The sequence below is a fragment of the Streptomyces sp. NPDC042100 genome, from assembly GCF_055582325.1.
Window position 1 is genome coordinate 190,533 of record NZ_JBVJDK010000015.1, and the last position, 26,125, is coordinate 216,657.

Below are 26,125 nucleotides of genomic sequence, written 5' to 3' on the forward strand. Positions count from 1 at the left end.
TCAGGCGGCCTCGTGGTGCGCCTGGTATGCGACGTGCAGCTCGCGGGCGTTGCCGAGCGTGCCGTCGTCCGAGTGGAGGCGGGCGCAGTAGTGGCGGTCGGCGGGGCCGGCCGGGTGCGCCGGGCCCTCGTGGGCGACGTCGAGGAAGAGGCGGGCGGTCTCGCGGAAGAGCTTCGCGCTGCCGGTCATGAACAGCGTCTCCGCGTGCAGGTGCTCCTGGAACACGTCCCGGTTCTCGCGGTGGTGGCGGGCCGCGTGGTCGATCGGCTTGGTGTCGGCGTCCCGGTGGGCCTCGGGCAGGTCGGCGGTCTGGGGCCTGCCCGGGCCGAGGCCGGCGCGGAGGCGCTTCCACCGGGCGGGGGCGAACTGGAGCGAGTGGTGGAGGAGGACGAGGTCCAGTCCGGGCTCCGCGTCCGGCGCCTGGGGTGCGGGCCGGGCCGTGCGCAGCGGGAGGTGGACGAGCGAGCGCGGCGAACGGGCGGCGAGCAGCCACAGTCCGGCGACGGTCCGGGCGGCGGCCTCGTCGACGCGGAGGTCCAGATACCGGTCCTGGTCGGTGAGCAGCGCGTGCGGCAGCGGCCGGGCGGGCCTGATGACGCGGAACTCGGCGGTTCCCAGGCGGGCCCGGTGGACGACTACGGGCAGCTTCACGAGGTCTCCGGCGGCGCTGGGTGCTGGACACGGGTTCACGTGTCACGTGAGCTTAGACGCCGGGTCGGGGCCCGCCTGCGGGCGGGCCCCGACCCGGTCGCACGTCGTGCTTCGTGCGGTCGTGCGGTCGTGGCGGGTGTCAGCAGGCGCCGAGGTCCTGCCAGACGCCCCACTCACCCGTGGTGCCCGGCTCCTCGCCGGTCGTCCACCACTTGGCCTTCCAGGTGTGGCCCTTGTGCGAGACCTGCTGGCCGCCGGTGTAGATGGTGGCGGACGCCCACGGGGCCGCCGTGCACTGGGTGGCGCCGCCGGTGACGGTCAGGGAGAAGACCGCCGCGTGACCCGCCGAGGCGCTCGCCCCGTTGACCGCGATCTGGTACGTCCCCGAGACCGTGGCCGCGGTGGTGTTCAGGGTGAGGGTGGAGGACCCTCCAGCCGTCACGGAAGCGGGGCTGAGGGTGGCGGTGACACCCGCGGGCAGGCCGCTGACCGTGAGGTTCACCGTCTGGGCCGTACCGGCGGTGACGGCCGTCTTGACCGTGGCGGAGGTGGCCGAGCCGGCGGCGACGGTGGCCGAGGCCGGGGTCGTGGTCACCGAGAAGTCGTCGGTCGGGGTGGTCGTCCCGCTGGTGAAGGGCGCGAAGATGTGCGAGAAGTCCCAGGTGTTCTGCTGGATGCCGGAACACCCGTCGGCGGCGGCACCGCCGGGGCAGCTGCCGTTGTCGCGCTGGAGCGCCCAGAAGGAGAGGGTGTTGATGCCCTTGGCGACCGCCCAGTCGTAGACCGTACGGGCGTTGGCGAGCGTGAACGTCTCGGCCGGGCCGAAGTCGTCGACGCCGATCATCTCGATGATGCCGACCATGCCCCAGAGCTGGGTCGCCGTCTTCGTGGGGTAGAGCTTGGCGAGCTGGTCGTAGAGTCCCTGGGCGGCCGTCTTGGTGTCGGCGGCCATGTCGTGGGCGGCGTTGTCGTAGTAGTCGAAGGTCATCAGGTTGACGACGTCGACGCGGGCGCCGTTGGTGACGGCGTTCTTGAGCACCGCCAGACCGCTCGCGGCGAGACCGCGGGTGGTCGTGGGCAGGGTGTACGAGATCTGGATCTGGCGCCCGTTGGTGGCGGCCCAGTCCTGGACGAGCTTGATCGCCTTGTTGCGGCGGTCGATGCCGGCGGTGTTGTCGAGGGAGTCGACCTCGATGTCCATGTCGAGCCGGGTGATGTCGTAGGTCGTGATGACCTTCTCGTACACGGCGGCGATCTGGTTGACGTCGGTGCAGCTGTCGGCGATCTCGGTGCCGGTGGTGTCGGCCGTGTAGCCGCCGAAGGAGGGGATGACGTCGCCGCCTCGGGACTGCATGGTCTTGATGTCGGTGCCGAAGGAGGACGGGGCGATGGGGAGCCCGGTGTCGCCGTTCCAGTAGGCGGTGCAGGATCCCTTGGTCGCGGTCTGGAGGAACGCCATCGTCAGGTGCTTGGCGCCGGACTGCGCGCTCAGGGCGGCGGGGCTCTCCCCGGTCCAGGACTCGAAGTAGGGGGCGAAGACCCTGGCGGGGAGCGGGGTGGCCGCCTGGGCGGGGGCGGCGGCGACGGAGGCGAGGCCGAGGGCGGCCACGGCGGTCACGGCGGCGGTGAGGGCCGCGCGGATCGAACGTCTTCTCATGGCGATCCAATGGCTGTGGGGGGGTGCGGAGTGCGTCAACGTCCTTGTCGCGCACGGCTGTCGCGGACGACTGTTACGCACCGAGCGAGCCCACAGCCATGGGCACGTCAATGACTTGACCCAAACTTGGACTAGACCAATTTCGCCCGTCGCCGCGTGGTACGGCCAGGCGCTGGGGGCGCTTCCTGGCCCGATGCGGGCGGGCGGGGCGATTGGTCCTGCCGAGCCAGCCGCCCGGGCACCCGGGCACCCGGGCGGCGACCGGCCGACGTGGGCACGGTCAGGCGCCGATGCCCACCGAGGAGACGTAGCTGTACGCGTTGTAGTCCGAGTCGAGGTCGCTGATGACGTCGTCCCAGATCTCGTCCACGGTCGCCGCATCCTGCCTCGCCCAGGCGTCGACCAGGTCGCCCCACACGTACCGCACGGTGATCGAGCGCTGGGAGAGCCCGAGGCGCTGGCGCTCGGCGGGGACGTGGGACTGGTCGACGGGGTAGATCTCCATCCGGCGCCCTCGGCCCTCGTCGTCGAGGTGGCGCTTGAGCCAGCCCGAGCGGATCAGGTTCTCCCGCCGGCGGTACCAGTACGCGGCGTCGACGCGCTCGCGGTTCGCCGCCGTCGGGGTCACCTTCCCCTTCGTCCGCATCCACGAGCGGATCGTCCGGGGCGACACGCCCTGCTCCCGCAGCGCGGCACGGCCGGCCGCGCTGTCGAGATAGCGCAGCCGGGCGGTGAGCCCGCGCTTCGTGGTGATCGGCGACGCGATGCCGGAGGAGTAGACGATCCTGTTCAGCTCCAGGATCAGGGCCTCGCCGCCCTTCATGCCCCGCGCGTCGTACCTGCGGAACTCGCCCCAGCGGGACCACAGATCCGGTGAACCGGCCATCAGCGCCTACCCCCGAGCACGTACGTCTGCTTCACCTTGACCTGGTTCAGCTCCCGGCCCTCCGGAAAGACCGTGCGCCAGTCGCCCACGACGTGGAGTTCGTCCGTCCCGGAGATCTCCACGACCTGGAGTCCGGCCTTGTGCGCCTTGTGCGCCTTCATCCACAGATTCGCGAAAGCCTTCGAGCGGATGATGTGCATCCAGTCCGGGCGCCGGATTTCACGGTTGGCACTGGACTCGCCGATCGTCGACACGAACTTAGAGTACATCGCCTTCACATAGGCGACGGTCAACTCGTCACCCGCCTCCAGAGCCGTTTTCCGCGTTTCCGCCAGGGCTCGGCGCAGCTTCTCCAGCAGCGCCTCGGACGCCCCGGAGACGAGAGAGCGGTGAACCACCGGGCCGTCGGCCAGGCCCTGGCGGGCGCAGTCCAGGAGCAGGCGGAGCGTCGACTCACTGACCCACAGCTCCCCCGGCTCCATGCGCGCGCCGAGCGGATTCGGCAGATCGTCGTGGAGCCATTCGGCCGGGGTGACGAGATGGACGCCCGCCTTCTTCGGGTCGTACGTTCCCCCGGTCTCCTCGCGGAGTTGCCCGATGGGAAGCCACGCCTTCATCGCCGACAGATAGGCCGCGTTCATGTCGAGCGCGGTCACCTCGATCTCCGCGCCCTTCTTCGCCTCCGCGAAAAGCACCGGGTTGCGCCATTTCGGGCGGCCCTCCCAGATGTCGTCCGCGCCTTTCTGGGACTTCTTCCGGAGAATCTCCGCGGTCGGCGGAAATTCCGAATGCTCGTACCTGCCCCCCACCCGCGAGGCCTTCATCAGCGCCATCACGTCCGGGATCGCCATCTTGATCAGCTCCACCTGCGCCGCCTCCACCTCGCCCGAACAGGCGGCCAGCACGTCCTGGACCCGGTCGGCGATCCGCTCGACGAGCGTGCTGGAGGCGTATCCGGGCACGTTGCGGGTGGGGCGGGGCTTGGGCTCCGCTTGGGGCTGGGGCTGGGCTTGGGGTCCGGGTTGGGGCTGGGGCTCAGCTTCGGGCTGGGGCTGGGCTTGCTCCGGGACTTCCGGCTTCGGCTTCGGCTTCGACTCCGGCTCCGGCTCCGGCTCCGGCTCCGGCTCCGGCTCCGGCCCGGGCTCGGGCTCGGGCTCGGGGGTCGGAATCGTCGTCTCGGCCGAGCGGGCGGGCGCGGTCTCGGCCATGGCCGCCGCGCACTCTTCCACGGTCAGGTGCTGGGGAAAGCCGTCCAGTTCCAGGGTGGCCGGTCGGCCACAGAGCACGCACGGACGGCCCGGCGCCGTCTCCTGCTCGGGCGCGGGGGCGGGGGCGAGGGCGGGGGCTTCGGCGGCGGGCGGTGCGGAAGGCCGGCGGGCCGCGAGCGGGGTCGAGACGGCGAGCGACTGCACGCCGCCCTGCAGGCTGAGCGCCGCGCCGTGCAGCACGCCCACCGCGTGCGTGGGTCCGGCCAGCAGGTCGAGCGGGTTCAGGCCGTAGTGCGCGGCGAGCAGGTCCACATCCTCCAGCGACCAGTGCGACTTGCCGGCCTGCTTGCGGGAGACCTGCGCTTGCGACTGCCCGAGGCCCGCGGCCAGGTCGCCCTGTCGTTCGCCGGTCCGCGTCATCAGCGCGGAGACGGTGAGCCTGAGGATGTCCTCCATACCCATCATGGCGCGACCCTAGCAAAATCCCTATGCGCCTTCCGCATTCAACATCCCGAACCCGCATTCATGCCGCAGGCTGGAACTAGACCGTGCCCGACAAATGATCACCTGACTGCTTCGCGCGACCAGCGGATCAGCGAGGCCAGGACGACTCCGGCTGGTAGCGGTCGGCGAGCTTGTCGAACCTGGTCGCGATCGCACGGAACTCCTTGAGGCGTGCGAAGCGTCGTCCGACCACGTTGCGGTCGCGGTAGACCATCCTGTCGAATGCGGGCACCCTGGCCCGCCAGGCGCCCCCGGAGCCTCAGTCCGCAGCCGCCACAGCACCCCCTTGACCACCTGCCGGCTATCACGTCACGCCCAGATTGTGGCGGCGGCCTCCTCGGCCCTTCAGGCAAACACCTGTGCCCTTAGGCCTGCCCGATGGTGTCTGGCGAAGAAGGAAAGCGAGCCGATCTCGTGTACATGGCATCATTTCCTGAAAGGTTCTCCGTTGGCGCTTCACGAACACCGAAAAGACCAATCCACTACGGTCCCGGCCACCCAGACCCGCAAGTCCGCGCCTCAGAACGCTGCCGGTCTCCTCGCGCTCCAGCGCACCGCCGGGAACGCCGCAGTCCTGCACATGCTCCGGCAAGCCGGGCATCCCTATGCTCTGCCTCCTGTGCAGCGCAGCGGTCAGGCGCAGGAGCAGCACGTTCACGGTGCCGGCTTCGGCCACCAGCAGCCCGCGGTGCAGCGTTCCGCCGTCCATGACGTCCTCGCCGGAACCGGGCGCCCCCTCGACACACCGTTGCGCGAGGAGATGGAATCCCGGCTTGGTGCCGACTTCTCCGAGGTCCGCATCCACGACGACAGCGTCGCCCAAGCCTCCGCCGCCGAGATTGGCGCCCGCGCCTACACATCCGGCAACAATGTCGTCATCGGCGACGGCGGACGCGACAAGCACACCCTCGCCCACGAACTCACCCACGTCATCCAGCAACGCCAAGGCCCCGTCGCGGGAACCGACAACGGCGCGGGACTCTCCATCTCCGACCCCTCGGACCGCTACGAACGCGAGGCAGAAGCCAACGCCACCAGGGCATTGTCGGTCGACACGCCGCCCTACGGGCCGTCCGCTCTCCAACGCGGCACCGGCAGCCCCGGCGAGCCTGCCGTACAGCGGTCTACCGCTTCCACTTCCATGGGAGGGATGGCAACTGCCCCCGCCCCCGCAACACAGTCCCCCCAGATCCAGGTCCGCTTGAGCGGAGACATTCCCGTCACCGGACCGGGGCTCGCGACCGCCCCTCCAGACAGCCATGCGTACCGAATGAACGATGTGCCCACCGCCGAGGTGCGCCTATCCGGCCTCGTGCCGGGCAGTACCCTCAATCTGGCCGCCTTTGACTCTACGACTGCGACGGTACTGGGCCAATGGTCGATAGCTGCTTCAGCGACCCAGGAATCCCATTCCTTCTCTCTTGACGGGCTTCAGAATCTGCCGGGCTTCGGCTCTGTGGGTGCGACACATCAGCAGATCAGCTGGTGGGCTGATGCAAACCAACTGGGTACCACGAACCATGGAATCTACCGGCTGCTCGGCGCTCCGACGGCCACTCAAGCGCGGGCTCTGGCAGTCCAAGAAGCCGCGACCATGGCCCACGGTGAGACCGGTGCGGATGGTGCGGCGGTCGCACTCCGCCAGGGAATCAGGGCGCGCGTGAATTACGATCCCGCCGATGGAATCAACGCCGATCCACTGACCGTTCTCAACGACGGGATAGGGATCTGCACCGACTTCGGTAACCTCCTTGTACTCCTGGCTCAGCACATCGGCCTGAATGCCAACGCTGCCATGTTCTATGGCGGGTTCCAGTACAACGGCCAGTCGGTCTGGGTTACTGACAACCCCGGTCAGACGACACTGACCAACGTGCGGGCGACTGACCCCCAGTACCATCCGAACCAGGGCGCGCAGGGATGGGATTTCACCTATCACGCCATCGCAAGAATCGGAGGAACTCTCCACGATGCCGCGCTCGACAGACAGGGAATCGACGCCCAAGCCTGCCACGAGGGGCTCCGGGTTCAATACCGAGATGTGATCAACCCCGGCCAACTCCTGGCCATGGCCGGGATTCCCTTCATGCAAGTAGTGCCGCGCACCGAAGAAACCGTTCACGTCACCGTGCAGGATTACGGCGACATGATCACCAACCTGGATTTCAATGGTGCAGTCCTCACTGTCCCTCCGGGGACAGCCGGCACCTACTTCGATCCCGTTCTGCTAGGAATCAACCTGCCACCCGGGCTCACCCTCGACCCCGATGGTCTCATCAGCGGAACTCCCACCGCCCCAGGTACCTACGACGTAGCCGTGGCGCCCAACGGCACCCCCCCGATCACGAATTTCCAGATAGTGGTGGTCTGATCGATGCTCCAGCCCCTGGATCCCTCCGACGTGACGTCGAGCGACCACCCTCCCGGCAGCTACTCCCTGGCGGGCCTTATGCCCCCCTCAGCTGTTCCTCTTCCCTCCCGCCGGGCTCTGCTCGGTGGAGCCGCGCTGGCAGTACCGCCCCCGCAGGGCGACCCGGTCCACGCCCCGGCCGCCCTGGACCAGGCAGCCGCAGAGCTGTGCGACCTGCTCGGCGGGGCGTTCCGCCGCGGCTCGGACCTCCCGCTGATCCTGTACGACGCCCTGGTCTCGGCCGCGACCCGGGACCAGTACCGAGCGCCCGGCGTCAGCCTGACCTGGGACCGCCCGCGGCAGGGCTTCTACTGGCTGGCGGCCCAGCTTGACAAGTGGCGGGTCCAAGGGTGCGGCGAACCGGGATACCTGCACTGCGTTTCGTTCCAGCGGCCCTTGGAGGGCTTTCCGGGAGACCGTCCGGCCGATGATCTCCTCTCGTTGCTCACGGAGACGGCGCCCACGCTGCTGAGCCGACTCGGCACAGAACCCCCTGGAGAGCAGAAGGACACGGCCCACCCCGGCCCGTCTGCTCCTGAGCAAGACCTGCGCGACATCACCGGAGCGTTCTCGCCCGGGCTGTTCGGCATATTCCTGTCCGCACCCGAACTGCGAATCCGGACCGGAATCCGGCAGACCATACAGCGTGACGGAGCACCGGCTGGTCTCGCGCACATCCTCCGGATCGACGCCGGACAGGGCTGCCGAGAGTGGCCTGCCCCTCAGTCCGGCTGAGGCGCGCAGAGGGGGCGGGGCGTGGTCGAGAAGCCGTCGCCCCGCCCCTGTCTCCACACGCTCCCCGGTCGTGATCGTCGTGATGGGTCATCCCGCCCCCTCGCCCCCCGCCCCAGCTCCTGGGGAGGCCGGGGTGCTGGGCAGACCGAGGGAGGGAGCCGGGGTTCAGGCGCCCGGTGGCGGGATGACCGGGAGCAGGATGCCTCTGCCGAACGCGCCGACGATGCCGCCGATCACCGACGCGTGGGCCCGGTAGAGCTCGGGGCTGAACCTCCGGTCGTTCCACAGGGAGCGTGCCGTGTCCCAGGCGGCTTCGCGGGCGGCCTCGATGGAGAAGCTGCTGACGGCGTGCTTGAGGAGTTCGGCGTCACGGGTGGCGATCCTCACGATCTCGGTCTCGAAGTCGGCGCGCACCTCCGCCTCGACGGAGGCGAGCAGGTCGTTCACCTTCTCGTAGTCCTCGTGGACCGGTGGCGTCTCGGGAGTGGTGCGGCGCTCGGCGCAGGTTTCGACGACGGCGACGGCCAAGTCGTGGTTGATGTGCGCGTTCATGCCGGCCAAGGCGAACTGGACGGGCCAGATCGAGCGGCTGCGGCGCGCCTCGAAGAGCGGGGCCCAAGCCCGGTCGACGCGCCGCCTCTCCCGGGCCGCGTCGACGTTGCGGAGGTAGAGCCCGGCGAAGACGACGTCCAGGCGCTCCAGGAACGGGCCGTCGACGAAGGTGCCCTCGGTGATGTTCTTCGACACCAGCTCGGTGACCTTCAGATACACGTGGTTGAAGCAGCGGACGCCGTCGGCGGGGTCGAGCTCGGCGTCTATCTCCCGCATCCTGGCGATGACCTCCTCGATCGTCGCGGGCGGTTCGCTGGTGGTCGCGGTCATGCGGTCTTCCCTTCGTCAGCGTCGGCGTCGGCGTCGGCATCGACATCGGCATCGGCATCGGCATCGGCATCGCATTGAGTTTCGATCGTGTTCGACCGGAACGATTCCCGGAGGAATCCTTTTCTCATTCATTGGTACATTCAGGTGAATCAAGACGATCTTGATACGTCCGCGTGCCTAAGATCCGTCGCTGTGACAGACAGTCAATACGCCACGCCCGCCGCCGAATCGGCCGATGTGGTGATTCTCGGAGCCGGGCCCGCCGGACTCGTCCTGGGTAATCTCCTGCTCCGCGCGGGCATCGACTGCGCCATCCTCGAACGCTCCGGCCGCGACGACATCCGCCACCGGCAGCGAGCGGGCTTCCTCGCCGCGCACACCGTGCGGGTCCTCGCCCGCAACGGGCTGGACGAAGGGCTGCGGCGGCACGGACAGGAGCACAGCGTCTGCGAGTTCCGCACCCCGGACGGGCGGTTCCGCCTCGACTACGGCCGGCTCGGGGCCAAGGAGCCGCACACCGTCTACCCCCAGCACGAGCTCGTCGCCGACCTCCTCGGCCACTTCCTCGTCGCCGGTGGCCGGATCCGCTTCGACACCGAGGCGCTCGCCGTGCACGACGCCGACGGCCCGGCCCCCTCGGTGACCGTACGGGACCCCGACGGGCGCCCTGGACGCTGGCAGGCCCGGTACGTCGCCGCCTGCGACGGGCAGCACGGCGCGGGACGGCGCTCGCTCCGGCCCGGAGCCGTCCGCCACCACCGCCGCGACCACGGCGTCTCGTGGCTCGGTCTGCTCGCCGAGGCGCCGCCGAGCCTGGACGCCGTGGGCTACGCCGTACACCCGCACGGCTTCGCCGGGCACATGGCCCGCTCCGCCGAGATCACCCGCTACTACCTGCAGTGCGCGCCCGGCACCCAGCCCGAGGCCTGGAGCGACACCCGCGTCTGGGACGAGCTCGACACCCGGATGCGGGCCGTCGACTACGGCCCCTTGGCCCGCGGCCCGATCGTCCAGCGCACCGTCGTCGGTCTCCGGTCCGACGTCCTCGAACCGCTGCGCCACGGCAGGCTGTTGCTCGCGGGCGACGCGGCGGCGCTGATCAGCCCGTCCGCCGCCAAGGGCGCCAACCTCGCCGTCCTGGAGGCCGAGCTCCTGGCCCACGCCCTGACCGCCGCCCTCGCCCACGGGGACACCGCACCCCTCGACCACTACTCGGACCAGTGCCTCACCCACATCTGGCGCGCGCAGGAGTTCTCGCACTGGATGATCGGCCTCCTGCACGCGGTACCGGGCGCCGAGGGCGCCTCGCCCTTCGAGGAGCGGATGCGGGGCTCCCGGCTGGCGGCGCTGCGCGATTCGCCGACGACGCAGGACTGGTTCGCCGAGAACTACGTGGGCGTCTGAGCGCCCAGCCGCCGGCGACCTCTCGACTCCGTTTCTCCCCTCTCTCTCCGTTCTCGTCGTTCTCCGCCCTCTCTCCTTCATCCTCTCCCCTCCTCCACGGACAGGCGATGCACTCCGACCATCCCCTCACCATGCCCGCGTCCACGTTGACCCGCAGCCTCGGCTCCGACACCGAACGGCTGCGCACCACCGCCGAGTTCGTACGCGAGCAGGACACCTCCGCCCTGCTCTCGCGCGTGCTCCCCGGGCTCGACGGGCCCGAGCTCCGGGCGTTCACGGACCGCTGCCGCTTCGCGCACGCCGCCGTGCTCGTCTTCCCGGCTCATGCCGAAGAGCTCCGCGCCCAGTTGACCGCGTGCGGGCTGTCCTCCGAGGTGCCCGCGCGGCCCAGCGTCGTCGTCCGTGAGCGTCTCGCCGCACGCCACCACCGCGACGCCGCCGCCCTCGACGTACGCATTCTCCGGCCGACGGTCCTCGGGCCTTCGGGGCAGCGGCGGGCGGTCGAGGTGTTCGCGCTGACCGTGCCGCCCGGGTCAGGGCTGCGGGCGATCGCCGACGACGAGCGGCGCCTGGACCGCGAGGCGCACCTCGCCTTCGACGTCACGGACCCCGATCCGCTGGTGCTCCGCGGGCTGCTGTCGGGGTTCGAGCGGCACGGCGCGGGCGCCGACGGCGGCGGCTACAACCCGCACGAGGACGGCACCGTCTTCTACTTCACCGCACCCGTCGACACCAAGTCACCCTACGGGCGCGTCGAGTTGTACGCGCGGGGCGACCACCGCGACGTACTCGCCGAGCATCTCGGCGCGCCCCGCACGGGGCCGTCCGGGCGCCGCTACGGCGATCCGCAGGCGGCGGAATCGCTGCTGCGGCTGCTGACCGGCGCCTGGACGACGCAGGCCCTCGCGGCCTGCGCCCGGCTGCGGCTGCCGGAGGCCATGAGCCGGGACACCGGGGCCGGCGTCCGGGAGCTGGCCCGTGCCGTCGACGCGCATCCGGAGAGCCTGGCCACGCTGCTGCGGTATCTCGCGATGCTGGGCGTGGTCACCGAGGGCCCGGACGGCTTCCGTCTCACCTCGGTCGGCTCCCTGCTCTCGGCGGAGGCCCCGGGCTCGATGCGGCCGCTGGCCCTGATGTACGGCGGGCCGTTCTACCAGTCGTTCGCCCACCTCACGCACACCGTGCGCAGCGGGCTGCCCGCGTTCGACCACTTCTTCGGCGAGAACCACTTCGACCACTTCTCCGCCGATCCCGAACTGGCCGCGCTCTTCGACCAGTCGATGGTGTCGAGCGCCCCGATCTTCGACGCGCTCCCCTCCCATCCGGTGCTCGGTGCCGCCTCCGCCGAGGGCGCCCGTACCGTCGTCGACATCGCGGGCGGTACGGGCGAGCTCCTGGGCCGGATCCTCACCGCTCACCCCGCGCTGCGCGGCGCCCTCCTCGAACGGCCCCAGGTCCTCGCGGCGGCCCGCGCCCATCTGTCCGGCACCGAGGCGGGGGCGCGCTGCGCGTACCACGCGGGCGACTTCGCGGACGTCCCGGCCGGCGGTGACGTGTACGTGCTCTCACGCGTCCTGCACGACTGGGACGACGACCGCTGCCGGAGCATCCTGCGCTCCTGTGCCGCGGCGATGCCCGACGACGCCGACCTCCTCGTCGTCGAGCGCCTGCTGCCGGGCGACGGCAGCCCCTCGCTCGCCACGGCGTGGGACCTCCACATGATGTGCAACACGGGCGGACGCGAACGGACGGCCGAGCACTACGGGCGCCTCTTCGCGGAGTGCGGCCTCACCCTCGTGGGCCACACGCCGCTCGCGCTCGGCGCGCACACCCTCCACGCGCGCAAGGCCTGAGGCAGGGCCGGGCCCACGTTCGGGCGGATCGCGACGCACCCGGCCCCCGGCACGTCACGGCCCTCAGACGCTGTCGAGCGCGCCGACAGCCGCGCGGACGTGGCCCGGCCCACCCTCTGACCGCCCCCGGAGCACCACCAGGAGAGCGGCCCTTCTCTCTCACGCGCGTGCATGCCCAGGCCGTGTTCGGCGCACAGGGGCCACGCCTGCCGCAGAAGCCCGGCGACGGTCTCAAGCGCGCGCGACCTGCTGGGAGACGAAGTAGTCCTCGGGCGCGTCGTCCACGACGAAGCCGTTGTCGAGGCGGACGCGGACCGTGACGCGGAGGGTACGGCGCTCGTACGCGGCCCACTCCGGTTCCAGCTCCGCGGTCTGCTCCTCCAGGCGCGTTCTGCTGGCCGTCGGCATCTGCTCGCCGTAGGAGTCGAGGAGCGACTTCAGACGCAGGTACTCCGTCACCTCGTGGCTCGGCCGCTTCTCGTGGACGGTCACGCTCTCGACGGTGCCTTCGAGGCCTGCCGGGAGGGCCAGGGAGGCGCAACCGGGAGCCGGTTCGTCGGCCAGGACCGCCTGATCCGCCCGATCCGCCCCGCCCGGTCGCCGCACCGGGGTCAGCGATCCGTCGAAGACCAGGTCTGCGGCCAGCCGCACCCGTCCGCCCGCGCTCAGCTTCATCGTTCCTTCGTCCTCTCGTGGGCCCGCCGGGCCGGAGGCGATCATCGTACGCAGGGGGCTCCGAGGAGCCGGCGGACCGCCCGGCGGTAGACGGCGTGGACCCGTGGCAGCTCCGCGAGGTCGGCACTCTCGTCGATGCCGTGGAGTCCTTCGTACGGGACGCCGAAGCCCGCGGTGGCGGGGATGCCCTCGCCGGCGAGGAGATTGCCGATGTTCGACGGTCCCGCGGTCTTCGCCCGGAGTGCCAGTCCCTCCGCCGCGGCGGCCTCCAGGAGGGCGGCGGCGGGTTGGGCGTCCTCGGCGAGGCGGAACGGGGGCCAGACCGCGACCGGTGTGACGGCCGTGGGCGCCGGGGCGGGCTGCTCGGCGTCGAGGACGGCGACGGCCTCCCGTACGAGGGACTCGGCGTCGGCCGCGCCGAAGGCCGGGGTGGTGCGGACGTCGATGTTGATGTCGACACGGTCGGGGGTGACGGAGAAGCCCTCGCCGCCGTGGAAGGCCGTGACCGACAGTTTCGGCGGCAGCGGGAAGGCCGGTGGCGCCGTGGCCGTCGTCGGCAGTTCGGCGGATTCCAGCAGGCGTACGAGGTGAGCGCCCCGGGTCACGGCTCCGGTGACGGCCCGCCGGGAGCCGGAGTGCCCGGCGGCGCCGTGGACGGTGACGACGGCCCGCCACAGGCCCCGGCCGCCGACCACGAGCTCGTCCGGGCCGGGGTAGCCGATCATCACGCCGGCCGGGCGGACGGCGTGCGGATCGGCGAGGTAGGCGCGGGCGCCTCCGAAGGCGCCGGTGTGCTCGTCCACGTCCAGGAGTACGGCGAGGCCGCCCGCGAGGTCGGCGGCGAGCGGTGCCAGTTCGGCGGCGATGTGGCAGAACATCGCGGCGGCCAGTTTGGAGTCCGCGGCGCCCCGGCCGCGCAGCCGGCCGTCCACGACCTCGCCGGACGTCGGCGCGAACGACCAGGCGCCCTCGTCGCCGAACGGGGCGGTGTCCACGCAGGCGTCCAGCGTCCACCAAGGCCCCGGCCGGCCGCCCCGGACCTCCACCAGCAGGCCCACCACGCCGCCCGCCGGGTCGTGCAGGCGCCGGTGCGGGAGCGCGCGGGCGGTCAGCCACTCCTCCAGGACGCCGAGGACCGGGCCGTACGGGTCGATCCCGCCCCGGCTCGCGCACCTGATCAGCTTCCGCGCCAGGGCGACGACGGAGGCGGTGCCGACCGGGGCGCGTACGTTCTCCGCCGCGTCGGGGGTGGTGAGGCCGATGCCCTCCTCGTGGCCGCTTCCGCCTACTCCGCCTACTCCGCCTTCTCCGCCTGCTCCGCCTTCTCCGCCTGCTCCTTCACCTTCGCTCATTCCGCTCCCTTCCCGCGGGCTTCCGTCACGCCCCGCTCCTCGTGGCGCCACCGCCGCTCCGGCCGCTCCGTGTCAGCGTGGCGACGAGGGCGGCGACTCCGCCGGTCGCGGCGAGGCTGCCCAGCATCACCATCACCACTCCGACCATATAGAGGCCGGTGTCGTCGTCGGACCAGTCGTAGAAGGCGGCGATCGTCAGCCCGGCGGTCGTCCCCACGGCCGCCTCTACGACGAGGCGGCGGGACGCGGCCGCACAGACCGGGACGAGCAGGGTCAGGACCAGCCCGATCACCTGCCAGGGCTCGTACGGGCCGCTCGTCGACCCGTCGGGCAGCTCGTCGCGCTGCTGGTCCCAGCCGAGCCAGGCGGCCCACAGGGCGGCGGCCAGGACGGCCAGCGCCAGCGTCGCGAGAATTCTGAAGTTGCGTGATTGTCCGCTCATGTCCCCAGCGTGACGTGCCGGTCCGACACCCGCGAGAGGCCGATGACTCATGCCTGCCTAAGCACTTGGAGCAAGTGGGGCCATGGCGGGCGTGCCGCGCGGGACGTTCGTGCGCGTCGGTGCGGACGCAAAGCTCCGCGTACGGGGCGAGGAGGGCGATGTGGCCGGCGTGTCGACCCGAACTCTCGGACCGTCCGTACGGCATCGCCGGTGTCGTTCAAAGGTCCCCACCCTGTTCCCCCCACGCCGGGCGGCGGCCCCGGCGAGCCCGGATGAAGCAGCGGGTCCGGTTTGCAGGCGCGGGGTTCGCTGGGTGTTCCGGGGGCGCCGCAGAAGGTCTCGTTCGCAGGTCCGGGCCGGTGAAACGGTCCTTCACCCGCCCCCTTGTCAGCGGGTTCACCCCTCCTTACCTTGGTCCAGCGAGTCCCGGCCACACGGGCCCATCCGGTCCCGTGCCGGCCGTTTCCTGTTCGTCAGCGCACGACATCACGATGGAGGCGTCCCATGCCCGTAGCCGTGCAGGAGCTTCTCGAAGTCGACGGGTTCCGCGACGCGGGACCGCTGGAGATCGACGACGAGATGATCCCGTTCGAGGACGACGACCGCAGCGACCGCGAGCACACCGCGTGTCTCGCCGACCCCTGGGTGACCGCCACCACCCGCTTCGCCTGTGATCTGAACTCGTAACGGTGGCCGGTTCCATCTCCGGCCGCATCGGTGGGGCCGATGACACGTGGTCGTACCTGAGCGATCCACGGATGCCGGCGATGGAACACGGCTGGAAACTCCATGTCTCCGCGCGCCCCGGCGACCTCGACGCCGTGGTCGCGCTCGTCCTCCCGGTGCTGGCCCGGCACGTGTGCCACGCCAAGTTCGCCCGCGATCCGGAGACGCTGCGCCACCTCAACTCCGGTGCCGTGAACCCCGGCACCGTCGGCAAGGCGATCACCGTCTACCCCGCGCCCGGCACCGTGGTCGCGCTCGCCCGCGAGCTCGCCGCCGTCCTGCGCGACCGGGAGGGGCCGAGGGTCGTCAGCGACCGGCGCGTCGATCCCCGGGCCCCCGTCTACTACCGTTACGGCCCTTTCACCGGCTCCTACCGCACCGGCCGGAGCGGGCGGCTCGAATCGGTCATGACCGGGCCGGACGGGCAGCTCTTCGACGGACTGGCGGTCGGCCGCTACCGCTGCCCGCCCTGGGCCGAGGACCCCTTCTCGGCGACGACCGGGCGCGCCGGCTCCCCCGCGTCCGGGTTCGGCGGCGGACGCTACAAGGTCACCGGCGGCATCGCGCGTTCCCCGCGCGGCAACGTCTACCGCGCGTTCGACCTCACCCTCGTCCAGCCGGTCATCGTCAAGCAGGCACGGGGGTACGTGGGCGAGGACGCCTCCGGTACGGACACCCGGCACCGGCTGCGCAACGAACGCGCCGTCCTCGCCGCGCTCGACGGCGTCACCGGCGTGCCGCGCGCGCTCGACTACTTCGCCCACGGCCCCGACGAGTACCTGGTGACGAGCGACTGCGGCGACCGCGATCTGCGCCGGGACGTGCTGGGCGAGGGGCCCTACCGCGACGACGGCCCGCGCCCCGGGCGCGCCCTCTCCGTCCTCGCCTCCCGGCTCCTGCGCGTCCTGGACGCCGTCCACGCCCGCGGCGTCGTCGTCCGCGACCTCAAGCCCGACAACATCGTGCTCGACGGCTCCGGCGCCGCCCGCTGCCACCTGATCGACTTCGGCATCAGCGAACGCGACGGCTCGGGACCCGGCGGCTCGACCCCCGGCTACAGCGAACCGGTCCTGCTCGCGACCGGCCCGGCCGCCCCCGCCGATGACCACTACGCCCTCGGCGCGACCCTCTTCTTCGCCGCCACCGGGCTCGACCCCGTCATCGTGGACGCCTCCCACCGCGTCAACCGGGACCGGACCCTCGCCTCCCTCGCCCTGGCCCTGCCCGAGCCCGCGCACGCGGCCTTCCGAGACGTCGTCGCCGGGCTGCTGAGCTTCGATCCCGCCGTACGGGCCGGAGCCGCCGAGCTCCTGCGGGCGGGGAGCGACGGCGGATACGGGGCCGGGGACCGGGGCGGGGCCCGGCCGGCCCCAGTCGGCCTTCCGCGTAGCGGTCTCCCCCGTGTCGGTCTCCCGCGCCTCGACGGCGACCTGGTCGAGGAGATCATCGACCACACCACCGCGTACTGCGTCGCGGAGGCCCACGCGATCGTGGATCCCGCCCGGGCCGCGCTCCTCCACGTACCCACCCCCATCGACGTGTACGGCGGCAGCGCGGGCCTCGGGCTCGAACTCCTCCGGCACGCGCACCGGCCGCGGGTCCGCCCCGCCGTCGACGCGCTGGCGCGCTGGACGGCCGAGCAGGACCGGAAGCTGACGCCCGCGTTCTACACCGGTCGCACCGGAGTCGAGCTCTTCCTCACGGAGGCGCACGGGCACAGTCAGGAGCAGGGGCACGCGGCGGCGAGCGGCGACGCGGGCCTCCTGCCCGGTCCCGCCCCCGACGGCGGGCCCCCCGAGGCGGATCTGATCGCGGGCGCCGCCGGGACCGGGCTCGGCCGGCTGCTGCTCCTGCGGCACGCGCTGCGGTCCGGCCGTCCGGAGGCGGCGGACCGGCACCTCGCCGTCGCCACCGCCTGCGCGCGGCTGCTGGCCTCGGGCGCCGCCCGGCTCACCCCGGCCGGCGCGGACACGGCGGGGAGCGCGGCACTGCGCGAGGGCGTGGCGCACGGGGAGGCGGGGGTCGTGGCCTTCCTCCTCGCCTACGGTGCCGCGACCGCGGATCCCGAGGCGGTCCTGCGCGCCGAGCGGGCCGCCGCGCGGCTGGCCTCCGTGACACCCGGGCTCATCGCGGCGTCGGCCGCGCCGGGGGCGACCCGTCGCTACGGCTCCTGGTGCCGGGGGCTCGCGGGGATCGGGAGCGTGCTCGTGCGGGCCGCCCAGGTCCTCGACGAGCCCGCGCACCTCGCTCTCGCCCAGCGGGCGGCGCGCGCCTGCGCGGCCTTGGCGCCCCGGATGCCGCTGGTCACCCAATGCTGCGGGCTGGCCGGGGCGGGCGAGCTGATGCTGGACGTGGCCGAGGCGTCCGGGGCGGGGGCCGGGGCCGAGGAGTTCCGGGCGGCGGCCATGGACGTCGCCGTGCTCATCCTCGGCCGCAGCGGCGGGACATGGGCCCGCCCCGTGTTCCCGGACCCCGGGCTCGCCCGGCCCGCCGCCGGGTGGGCCGGGGGTTCGGCGGGGGTCCTGGGCTTCTTCCGGCGCCTGCGCGACGGGGGCGGGCCACGGCTCGGGCTCCTCGGCTGACCGCCCGGTGCGGCGGCGGCCGCCGCGTCAGGACGAGGTCACGGGCCGCATCGCGAGGCCCTCGGTGCCCGCCCAGTAGGTGACGCGCTGCCCGTCGTCCGCCTGGAAGGACGCCACGGGCATCGGCACGGCGACGGGCTTCTCCGGCTCGGTCTCCCCGCCGGGGCTGCCGAGGCCGAGCGTCATGGAGCGCACGTCGTACGTGTCCATCTTGCCGCCGGTCGCGAGCAGTCCGGCGTACGCCTCGGCGCGCGGGGCGAGGGTGATCGGCTCGCCGGGATCGGTGCCGCGCTTGACGGGGGCCGGGCCCTTGGCGTTGCCGAGGGTGACGTCGGGCGCGCCCTGGATGTCGCACTTCCTGCCGCTGACGTTGGTGACGATGAGGAGGATGTGCCGTACCGGTTCGCCCTTCGCGTCGTAGTTCGTCGCGGAGAAGGACAGGTCGGCCATGCCGCACAGGGGCGTGCCGGAACCGTCGCCGCCGCCGTTCGCGCCGCTCTTGCCGCCGCCGGGGCGCGCCGAGGCCTTCCCGCCGGACGTGGACGAGTTCGTGGGGCTCGCCGTGCCCGACGGGTCCGGGGAACCGGAGGGCGTGGCGGCCGTGCCGGACGCGCCGGTGGCGCTGGGCGCGCCCGTTGTCCTGCTTTCGCCCCCGGCCTGGTCCGAACCGGACGCGCAGGCCGTGCTCGTGAGGAGCGCGACGACCGTCGCCGCCCCCAGGGCGTAGGTCTTCCAGCGGTCCGGGCGCCCGCTGTCTCCGCTGGCGGCAGCCTTCATGATGTCCCCCTGTGATCGGCCGTACGAGTGGCGGCGCCGGCGCGCCGACAGTCCGATTGTGCATCGGGGACAGGTCACAACTCGCCATTGCTCAGGTCCTGTTGCTGTAACAACGCGCCAGAACTGTCAGGAACCTTTACTAACGACTGTGTGTGCGGGCAGTATGGCGCGCGTCATCGACATCAGCCCCACCTCTCCCCCCACTGGAGGCGGTACATGACATCCCCCGGACCCCTGACGCCCTGCTCGCCCTGCGCACCCCGTGCGTCACGCGCGTCGCGCCCGTCCCGACGCGCGCTCCCCCTCGCGGCGGCCACGAGCCTCGCGGCCCTCGCGCTGACCCTGCTGGGCCCGGCCTCCCCCACGGCCAACGCAAGCCCCTCCCCCACTCCCCCCATTACCTCTACCTCTGCTTCTGCCCCCGCCCCCGCCGCGCGCGCGGCGGCCGGCTGGGCGCTGCGCTGGTCGCCGGACGTGGCCCGGGACGGCCTGGGCGCGTTCGAGACGGTCGAGGACGACCGGGCGGGCTCCCACCCCGGCGGCGCGCCCCACATCAAGGTCGCCGGAGACGCGTACCGCTTCGACATGCACATGATGGACCGGGACTCGTACGACGACCGGCAGCGCCAGGAGGTCACGGGGAACCGCACCTCGCCCTCCGGCTATCTGTCGTGGCGGCCGGGCGAGACCTGGCGGGTGACGTACTCGATGTACATCCCGAGCTCCCTCATGGCCACCTCGACCTTCACCCACATCATGCAGACCAAGCAGCCCGGCAACGGCACCTCGCCTATCACCGTCACCTCGCTGCGCCGGGTCAACGGGGTGCAGACCATCGAGCACAAGATCTTCGACGGCGACATCCTGGTCGGGCGGACCAATCTGGAGCCGCTGCAGAACAAGTGGATCGACGTCGAGTACGAGATCAAGATCGGTGACGGCACGGCCGGTTCCGTGCGCTGGGTACTCAAGGACGGGGCCACCACCGTCCTGGACGCCCGCAAGACGGGCGTGGACACCTTCCTCGCCGACCGGGTCCGGCCCAAGTGGGGCATCTACCGCTCGCTCGGCGACACCTCGGGCTCGCTGCGCGACACGTATCTGCTCCTGAAGAACATGCGGGCCTACCAGCTCACCGACGGCGCGCCCACAGAGACGCTGCTCTCCCAGGGGCGTTCCGCCACGGCCTCGTCGACCGAGGCGGCCGGCTTCGAACCGGGCAAGGCCGTCGACGGGAGCGGCACCACCCGGTGGGCCTCTGCCGAGGGCGCCGACCCGCAGTGGCTCCGCGTCGACCTCGGCGCGCCCGCGGCCCTCTCGCGCGTCCGGCTCGACTGGGAGGCCGCCCACGCGAGCGCGTACCGGATCCAGGGTTCGCTGGACGGCACCACCTGGACCGACCTGTACACGACCACGACCGGCGACGGCGGCACTGACGACCTGACGGTCTCGGGCACCGCCCGCTACGTCCGCGCCTACGGCACCAAGCGGGCCACGGCGTACGGCTACTCCCTGTGGGAGATGAAGGTGTACGGCACCCCGGCCGGCTGAACCGGGGCTGGACCCGGACGCAAAGACGGGCCCTCCCGCGCTCTGCGCGGGAGGGCCCGTCTTTGCTGCTTCGGCACTACGAGGAGGACTCGTCCGTTCCGTCGGCGGTCGCGTTCTCCGCCAGCGTCTCGAACAGCAGGTCCACGTCACGGAGCGACATCGGACCGCAGGCCGCCTGGAAGACCTCTCCGTCGCTCCAGGCGATCATCCATCCTCCGTCCGGAAGCTCGCGCCTCTCGCGCGGCACGAGGACTCCCTCCAGATCCGTCTCGGCGAGATCGATCCGGATGTGCCATCCGGGATTGTCCGTCGACTCGAGCTTGATGCCGAACTCGTGTTCCCATTCCCCGTCGCAGTTGGATGCGTACCAGGACGGGATGAAGCGCATCCCCCTGTCCGGATCAGGGGCAGCCAAGGGGCTTCTCCCAGTCTTCCGGCGCACGGGCCTCTCCGTTCGGCAGGTTCATGTGGGGTGTTTCCACAATAGTGCCGTCCGAGTTGGTGTGCGCGGGTCCCTCGAGATCGAACCGCTTCACCAGCTCGTACGGAGCCGGGTTGCGGGGGTTCGACTGCGGGGCCCACTCCGCGTACTTCTTGACGCGGCCCGTCGTGCCGTGGAGCACGAACGTGGTGTGCGGCGCGCCGTCGGCGTCCATATTGGGCCGCTGTCCCGGGTTGCGTCCACGTCCCATGTTGTGGACGAGCACGCTGCTGTCCCCTGCCACCACGAAGTACGTGTGCAGATCCGAGACGGTCAGGTTGTAGACCGTCGCCGCCTGGGCGGTCCATCGCTTGACGGCCGTGACCTGAACGTGGGCGCCGGCACCGGTCTGCAGCCATTCACCCGGCTCCAGATCAGTCGCGTCGACCCACTCGCCGATCTCGGGGACCCAGAAGGGGTGCCCGTCGGTCGCCGTGACCTGGGCCGTCTTCGAGCCCTTCGCGCCGTCGACGTCGATCGTGATCCCGACCAGGCTCTTGAGGCCCCGGCCCTTGATCTCGGCGGTCACCGTCTCGACACGGGTCTCCCCGGTCTTCGGGTTGGACGCGACCACCTTCTCGCCGGTCCTCACGTCCTCGATGGCCTTGACGGAACCGTCACCCATCAGCACCTTCGTGCCGGGCACGAAGCTGTTGCCGTTGTTGGGGACGGGGCAGGAACCGCCGCCGCCCCCGCCCTCGGCCTTGCCGGAGCCACCGGATCCGCTACTGCCTCCGTTGCTGCGGGCGGAGCCGCCGGAAGAGCCGCCGGGCTTGGAGGACGCCGCCTTGGCACCGCCCTTGTCCCCGGACTTGCCGCCGCCTCCGCCGCCGCCCCTGCCGCCTCCGGAGCTCTTGGGCTTCGGTTGCGAAGAGACCTTTGGCGCGGCCTTGGCCTGCGCCTTCTTCTGAACCGGGTTACCGGTCTTCTTCTTCGCGGCCGCGGCAAGGTCGGCCTTCCGCTTCGCCTCTTCCGCGGCCTTCTTCTTCGCCCTCTGGGCGGCCTCCTTCTTCGCCTTCTCGATGGCCAGCTTCTTGGCCCGTAGCGCGGCCGCCTCCGCCGCCTTGGCGGCCTTGATCACCGCTTCCGCGGCCGCCTTCGCCTTCTTGAATGCCTGGATGGCCTCGATGGTGCGGTTGACCGCCTTGAGGACGGACGGGATCTTTCCCAGCTTGGTCCACGGGATGGCCCCGATGATCAGGCTGCCGCAGGACCACATGTCACCGCCGAAGCAGGCCATGGCGTCGCTGATGCCGATGAAGTCCTTCAGCGCGCTCCAGGCCGCCGAGAGGATCACCGAGCTCAGGGACTTGCCCTGCATCGCCTCGGCCTGGGCGACCTGCGCCGCCGACAGACCCGCACCCGCGAGGGCAGCGGCCCGCTCGGAAGCGGTCAGGACGATGTCCAGGCCCTCCGGGTCGGAGTACGTCGCCGGGTTGTTGTGCGCGTATGTGTACCCGTTCGCCTGCAGCGGGTCGTTCAGGTCGATCAGCGGGTCGGCGGACAGGAAGCGTCCGACGACCGGGTCGTAGAGACGGGCGCCGAGCGGCTGGAAGCCGGATGCGTCGTCCCGCGTCTTCCCCAGGAATCCCAGGTGGGTCTGGAGGTTGGCGCCGGCCGTGTCGGCGCCGCGCTGGTTGCCGAACGGGTCCTGCTTGCGCACCCGGACCGCCATGCCGCTGTACAGGGCGACCTCGGTGTAGATGCTGCCCTGGTGGTCGGCGGTGAGGGCGACCAGAGCGTCGCCTCCGGTGCCGTTGGCGTAGCGCAGTACGCCGCCGCCGGGGGCGGAGTAGTTGCGCTCGGAGCGGACCAGGATGCCGCCCTGCTGGACGGTGACCTGCGCCTCGCCGAGGTTCAGCGTGGCCTGCTTGCCCTGGATGGTGAGCAGGCGTTCGCCGTCGGGGCCGTAGATGTGGCGGGTGTCGTTCTGCGGCAGCCACTGCTGGGCGGCCTGGGCCGCGTCACAGGTGGCGAGCACGACGGCGGTGCCGTTGACGTTCGCCGCGCCCTGCACCGCGAGGCACAGGCCGGAGGCGACGTGGGTCAGCTGACCGGTCGCGTTGCGCTTGAGCTGCTGCGCGGTGGTGCCGTTGCACTTCTGGAGCTGGACGGCCGAACCCGCGGTGTTGGCGGCGGGCTGGACGCACCAGGTGTCGTAGACCTCCAGGGTGCCGAGGTTGGCGTCCGCCTGGCCGGGGGCCGGGTCGAAGTGCCAGTTCTGCGCGACGGTGCCGTTGCAGGCGTACAGCTGGAGCGCGTTGCCCGCCGTGGCCAGACCCGACTTCAGGTCGAGGCACTTCTGGCCCAGACCCACGTACGGGGACTTGCCACCGGAGCCCTGACCGGTGATCCGGTCCACCTGACCGTCGTACGTCCAGGTCAGATCCTGCTTGTCACCGTTCTGGACCGAGGTGATCGACTTGGTCTCGCCGGTCAGCTCGTACAGACGCTGTGCCTCGGCCGTCACCTGCGCGCCGGCCGGGGTGGTGTACTGCTTCGTCACCTTGGTCAGCGTGTGCGGCTGGTCCTTGGCGGCACCCTTGCCGTACGCGTACGTGCTGGTGGCGTCCTTCGCGGCGTCGCCGGTGAGGTCCTTCTCGGTCAGCTTGGTGCGGTTGCCGAGGAGGTCGTACTCGTACTCCTGCCAGTAGCCGGAGTTGTCCTTCCCGGCGGCGACGTTCAGCGTGCCGTCGGTGTTCTTCGGAGTAGAGCACGCCGTCTGGTCCTTGGCGGTCCAGGCGGACTTCAGCTGGCCCAGCGGGTCGTAGGAGAAGCACTGGCGCTCCTCGATCCCGACGGACTTCTCCTGGATCGAGGTGACGTTGCCGGCCGGGTCGTAGGTGTACGCCCGGTTGGAGACCAGGTTGCCGCCGACCAGGGAAGCGGTGTTCTGCTCCCGGTAGACCGCCTGCTCCTTCAGCTCACCGCTGCCCTCGTCGTACGAGTTCTGCGCCCACACCCGGTAGGGCTGGGAGCCCAGGGTCGAGCGCAGGACCTGGCCGTACGGGGAGTACACGGTCTCCGAGCCGTACCAGTCCTTGCCGGAGATCGAGAGCGGGTTGCCGTCCTTGTTGTAGCGGACGACCAGCTTCTCGGCCGCCAGCTTGCCGACGGCCGGAAGCTGCGCCTCCTCCAGGGCTCCGGTGTCCGCGTAGGAGTAGTCGTACGTGTAGTCCTTGGCGAAGCCCCACGTGTCGACAATCGACTGCGGCAGCGAGAGGGTCGTCGAGGTCGGCTGGTAGTCCTTCGTGTAGCCGTTGACCTTCTCGGTGTACGCCAGACCGTCCGTGTAGCGCGTGGCGGAGGCGGGCATTCCCTTGCCGCCGGGAGCGGTGTCGTACGCGAAGTCGGCCAGGACCGTGCCAGTCGCGCCGCCCAGACGCTGCTGCTTCGGCCGGGACAGCTCGTCGTAGCTGTTCCAGACGGTGCCGCGCGCCGTGGTGGCGGTGACGAGGCGGTCCTGGTCGTCGTAGACGTGCCGCGTCGTTCCGGTGTCCGGGTCGGTCGCGGACTCGATCAGGCCGCGGTGGTCGTAGGTCCACGACCACGGGTGCGTCGGGTCGGCCGAGGCTGTCGCCTTCACCACCTGGCCCAGGGCGTTGTACTCGTAGCGCGTCGACGTGAAGCCGCCGGGCGCCGCCGGGTTGATCGTGTCCGTACGGACGCTTCGGCCGACGGCGTCGGTGTAGACCCGGTAGGACGTGTCGCCCTGCGGGTGGATCACCTTCGACCAGTCCTGGCCGTACTCGTACGTGGTGGCTCGCTCCGGGTAGGCCTTGGAGGAGGTCTCCTTGGTGACCGGGTCCACGTACTTCATGTACGGGGTCTCGGCGAGCACGCGGCCGAGGCCGTCGTACGTGTAGCGGGTGATGTTGGGGATGGCGGTGTCGGCGAGCGGGGTGAAGAGCTCGCCGGGCTTGGCGTCCCGGGTCAGGTAGGCGTTGTTGGTCTGCCAGACCTCGCCGGAGCTGTTGTACAGCGTGTCGGTGACGAGCCAGCCGGCGTCGTTGTCGGCCTCCTCCAGCGACTGCCGCTCGCGGCCGAGGCCGTCGTACAGCGTCACCGAGGTCTCGACCCGGTCCTCGTACCCACGCGCGTACGTCGTGACGAACGGGGGCTTGCGGATCTCGCGAGTCGCGTCCTCCGGGTCGGGCTGCGGCTTCGGGATGGTGTACTCGGCCCGGAAGTCCGGCACGGCGCCCGCGCCGGGGGTACGGCCCGGGGCCCACGCCTCGGAAAGCCTGCCCAGCGGGTCGAACCTGGCCTCGCTCACGAGACCGTTGGCGTCGGTGGTCTTCAGAGTGGTCGCGCGGCCCGGCTCCAGTTCCTGCGTCTGGCTGTGGGAGAGCGCGTTGGTCTCGGTGACCTTGAAGACCTGACCGGTGGGCGGATCGAAGGTGGTCGTGCTGACCTTGCCGTCCGGGTCCGTCACGCTGGTGACACGCCCGATGGCGTCGAAGCCGGTCGTGCCGTTGCTCTGGAAGCCGGAACCGTCACCCTTCAGCGACCACGAGCCCGTGGCGAGCCCGCGCGTGGTGTCGGCGAGCGCGGCACCGTAGCCGGCGGTGTCATAGGCCGTGCGGTAGGCGCTGTTCAGCGAACCGAGGTCGGTCCAGTTCGCCGCGGCACAGGTGGTCGGAGAGACCAGGACCTGCTTGGACAGCCCGATGATGTTCTTGCCGGTGTGGTGCAGGTAGTCGTTCTTGGTGCAGGACTCGTCGCCGGTCTTGCCGGTGTCGCCGAGCGACTCCACCAGGACGGGAAGACCGTAGGCGGATTCGTACGTCGTGTTCGTCCGCACCTCGCGCACGGTGCGCGTGTCGTCGCCGGTGCCGGACGACTTGGTGAAGACGACCTCCTCGGGCTCGGTGACGCGCCAGGCCTTCAGCGGGTCGAGGCCGTCGTCGCGGTTCCGCTTGGCCAGCTCGGTGGCCTCGGGGATGGTGACGCTGCGGGACAGCCAGTCGGTGTCCGCGTCGGTCGGGTTGGTGTAGCTGAGCTCCTCCGAGACACGGCCCGCGAACGCCTCACGGTCGTAGACCGTCGAACCGTCCGCGGCCTTGATCACATTGCCGTGGACGTCCTTCATGGGCACGGTGTCGCCCATGCCACGGAAGTAGCGCGTGACGGCCTTGGACTGCTTGCTGCCGATGGCAGGGTCCTCGGCGCCCGTGATGACGGTCGTCTGCTCCGCGCCCGCGAACTGCGAGTACGTCCGCGTCGACTTCTTCGTGAACTCGGACTCGGCGAGCTTCCAGGCCGGGTTCTTGTACTGGTAGGCCGTCTTCGTCGCGTAGGCGCCGGGGACGTTCGGGAGCTCCTCGATGGATTCCACGACGTACTTGT

Annotated in this window: 18 protein-coding genes and 3 pseudogenes; 8 read left to right on the forward strand and 13 right to left on the reverse strand. The window is 71.2% G+C overall.

From position 1 onward, the window contains the following. From ACZ6J5_RS29880 to ACZ6J5_RS29900, 5 genes and pseudogenes are all read right to left on the reverse strand, one after another. The gene (locus tag ACZ6J5_RS29880; RefSeq protein WP_469396653.1) at positions 1–651 is read right to left on the reverse strand and encodes a hypothetical protein; all 651 of its coding nucleotides are present in this window, start codon (positions 649–651) and stop codon (positions 1–3) included. Between the two features lie 139 nt (positions 652–790). After that, positions 791–2,308 (reverse strand): chitinase, encoded by a 1,518-nt coding sequence (locus ACZ6J5_RS29885; protein WP_469396655.1) that lies wholly within the window; start codon positions 2,306–2,308, stop codon positions 791–793. 280 nt (positions 2,309–2,588) lie between these two features. Continuing rightward, complete coding sequence (locus ACZ6J5_RS29890) at positions 2,589–3,194, reverse strand: hypothetical protein (protein ID WP_469396657.1); 606 nt, start codon at positions 3,192–3,194, stop codon at positions 2,589–2,591. Beyond that, positions 3,194–4,858: a helix-turn-helix domain-containing protein gene (locus ACZ6J5_RS29895; protein WP_469396659.1), complete on the reverse strand. Its 1,665-nt coding sequence runs from the start codon at positions 4,856–4,858 to the stop codon at positions 3,194–3,196. Before ACZ6J5_RS29895 ends, ACZ6J5_RS29890 begins: the two co-directional genes overlap by 1 nt. Positions 4,859–4,965: 107 nt before the next feature. Further along, positions 4,966–5,129 (reverse strand): annotated as a pseudogene (locus ACZ6J5_RS29900) (IS5/IS1182 family transposase); the annotation flags it as partial. Positions 5,130–5,525: 396 nt separating this feature from the next. Between ACZ6J5_RS29900 and ACZ6J5_RS29905 the strand changes: the two are divergent. After that, positions 5,526–7,277 (forward strand): eCIS core domain-containing protein, encoded by a 1,752-nt coding sequence (locus ACZ6J5_RS29905; RefSeq protein WP_469396660.1) that lies wholly within the window; start codon positions 5,526–5,528, stop codon positions 7,275–7,277. A 3-nt stretch (positions 7,278–7,280) separates the two neighbouring features. Beyond that, positions 7,281–8,051, forward strand: a complete 771-nt coding sequence (locus ACZ6J5_RS29910; RefSeq protein WP_469396661.1) for a hypothetical protein — start codon at positions 7,281–7,283, stop codon at positions 8,049–8,051. Between the two features lie 165 nt (positions 8,052–8,216). Here the strand turns inward: ACZ6J5_RS29910 and ACZ6J5_RS29915 are convergent, their stop codons facing one another. Together ACZ6J5_RS29915 and ACZ6J5_RS29920 are read right to left on the reverse strand one after the other, a co-directional pair. Further along, the gene (locus ACZ6J5_RS29915; protein ID WP_469396662.1) at positions 8,217–8,933 is read right to left on the reverse strand and encodes a DUF5995 family protein; all 717 of its coding nucleotides are present in this window, start codon (positions 8,931–8,933) and stop codon (positions 8,217–8,219) included. Beyond that, positions 8,930–9,061 carry a hypothetical protein gene (locus ACZ6J5_RS29920; protein ID WP_469396664.1) on the reverse strand — a complete coding sequence of 44 codons (132 nt, stop codon included), beginning with the start codon at positions 9,059–9,061 and terminating at the stop codon, positions 8,930–8,932. The genes ACZ6J5_RS29915 and ACZ6J5_RS29920 overlap by 4 nt, the downstream gene beginning before the upstream one ends. 64 nt (positions 9,062–9,125) lie before the next feature. Between ACZ6J5_RS29920 and ACZ6J5_RS29925 the strand changes: the two genes are divergently transcribed. Then, the gene (locus ACZ6J5_RS29925) at positions 9,126–10,337 is read left to right on the forward strand and encodes a 4-hydroxybenzoate 3-monooxygenase (RefSeq protein WP_469396666.1); all 1,212 of its coding nucleotides are present in this window, start codon (positions 9,126–9,128) and stop codon (positions 10,335–10,337) included. Between the two features lie 107 nt (positions 10,338–10,444). Continuing rightward, positions 10,445–12,190 (forward strand): methyltransferase, encoded by a 1,746-nt coding sequence (locus tag ACZ6J5_RS29930; RefSeq protein WP_469396668.1) that lies wholly within the window; start codon positions 10,445–10,447, stop codon positions 12,188–12,190. 231 nt (positions 12,191–12,421) lie between these two features. On the opposite strand, the gene ACZ6J5_RS29935 is transcribed toward ACZ6J5_RS29930, so the two are convergent. From ACZ6J5_RS29935 to ACZ6J5_RS29945, 3 genes are read right to left on the reverse strand one after another with little or no spacing between them, the layout of a single operon-like run. Further along, entirely contained in the window at positions 12,422–12,865 is a 444-nt protein-coding gene (locus ACZ6J5_RS29935) for a hypothetical protein (protein WP_469396670.1), read from the reverse strand. 41 nt (positions 12,866–12,906) lie between these two features. After that, positions 12,907–14,217 carry a M20 family metallopeptidase gene (locus ACZ6J5_RS29940; protein ID WP_469396672.1) on the reverse strand — a complete coding sequence of 437 codons (1,311 nt, stop codon included), beginning with the start codon at positions 14,215–14,217 and terminating at the stop codon, positions 12,907–12,909. Between the two features lie 25 nt (positions 14,218–14,242). Continuing rightward, positions 14,243–14,659 carry a hypothetical protein gene (locus tag ACZ6J5_RS29945; protein ID WP_469396674.1) on the reverse strand — a complete coding sequence of 139 codons (417 nt, stop codon included), beginning with the start codon at positions 14,657–14,659 and terminating at the stop codon, positions 14,243–14,245. A gap of 504 nt (positions 14,660–15,163) precedes the next feature. Here ACZ6J5_RS29945 and ACZ6J5_RS29950 point away from each other — a divergent pair. Together ACZ6J5_RS29950 and lanL are read left to right on the forward strand one after the other, a co-directional pair. Then, positions 15,164–15,346 (forward strand): SflA family class IV lanthipeptide, encoded by a 183-nt coding sequence (locus ACZ6J5_RS29950; RefSeq protein ID WP_469396675.1) that lies wholly within the window; start codon positions 15,164–15,166, stop codon positions 15,344–15,346. An 80-nt stretch (positions 15,347–15,426) separates the two neighbouring features. Beyond that, a complete protein-coding gene (gene lanL, locus ACZ6J5_RS29955) occupies positions 15,427–17,967 on the forward strand; it encodes a class IV lanthionine synthetase LanL (protein ID WP_469396676.1) in 2,541 nt (846 codons plus the stop codon). Between the two features lie 27 nt (positions 17,968–17,994). Here lanL and ACZ6J5_RS29960 read toward each other — a convergent pair whose 3' ends face one another. After that, on the reverse strand, positions 17,995–18,744 hold the full coding sequence (locus ACZ6J5_RS29960) for a DUF4232 domain-containing protein (RefSeq protein ID WP_469396678.1): 750 nt from the start codon (positions 18,742–18,744) through the stop codon (positions 17,995–17,997). A 396-nt stretch (positions 18,745–19,140) separates the two neighbouring features. Between ACZ6J5_RS29960 and ACZ6J5_RS29965 the strand changes: the two are divergent. Continuing rightward, positions 19,141–19,878: pseudogene (locus ACZ6J5_RS29965) on the forward strand (Tat pathway signal sequence domain protein); the annotation flags it as partial. Next, a complete protein-coding gene (locus ACZ6J5_RS29970) occupies positions 19,861–20,295 on the forward strand; it encodes a discoidin domain-containing protein (protein ID WP_469396693.1) in 435 nt (144 codons plus the stop codon). The pseudogene ACZ6J5_RS29965 and the gene ACZ6J5_RS29970, both read left to right, overlap by 18 nt. Positions 20,296–20,371: 76 nt before the next feature. On the opposite strand, the gene ACZ6J5_RS29975 is transcribed toward ACZ6J5_RS29970, so the two are convergent. Further along, on the reverse strand, positions 20,372–20,710 hold the full coding sequence (locus ACZ6J5_RS29975) for an Imm53 family immunity protein (protein WP_469396680.1): 339 nt from the start codon (positions 20,708–20,710) through the stop codon (positions 20,372–20,374). Between the two features lie 271 nt (positions 20,711–20,981). Then, positions 20,982–26,125 (reverse strand): annotated as a pseudogene (locus ACZ6J5_RS29980) (ricin-type beta-trefoil lectin domain protein); the annotation flags it as partial.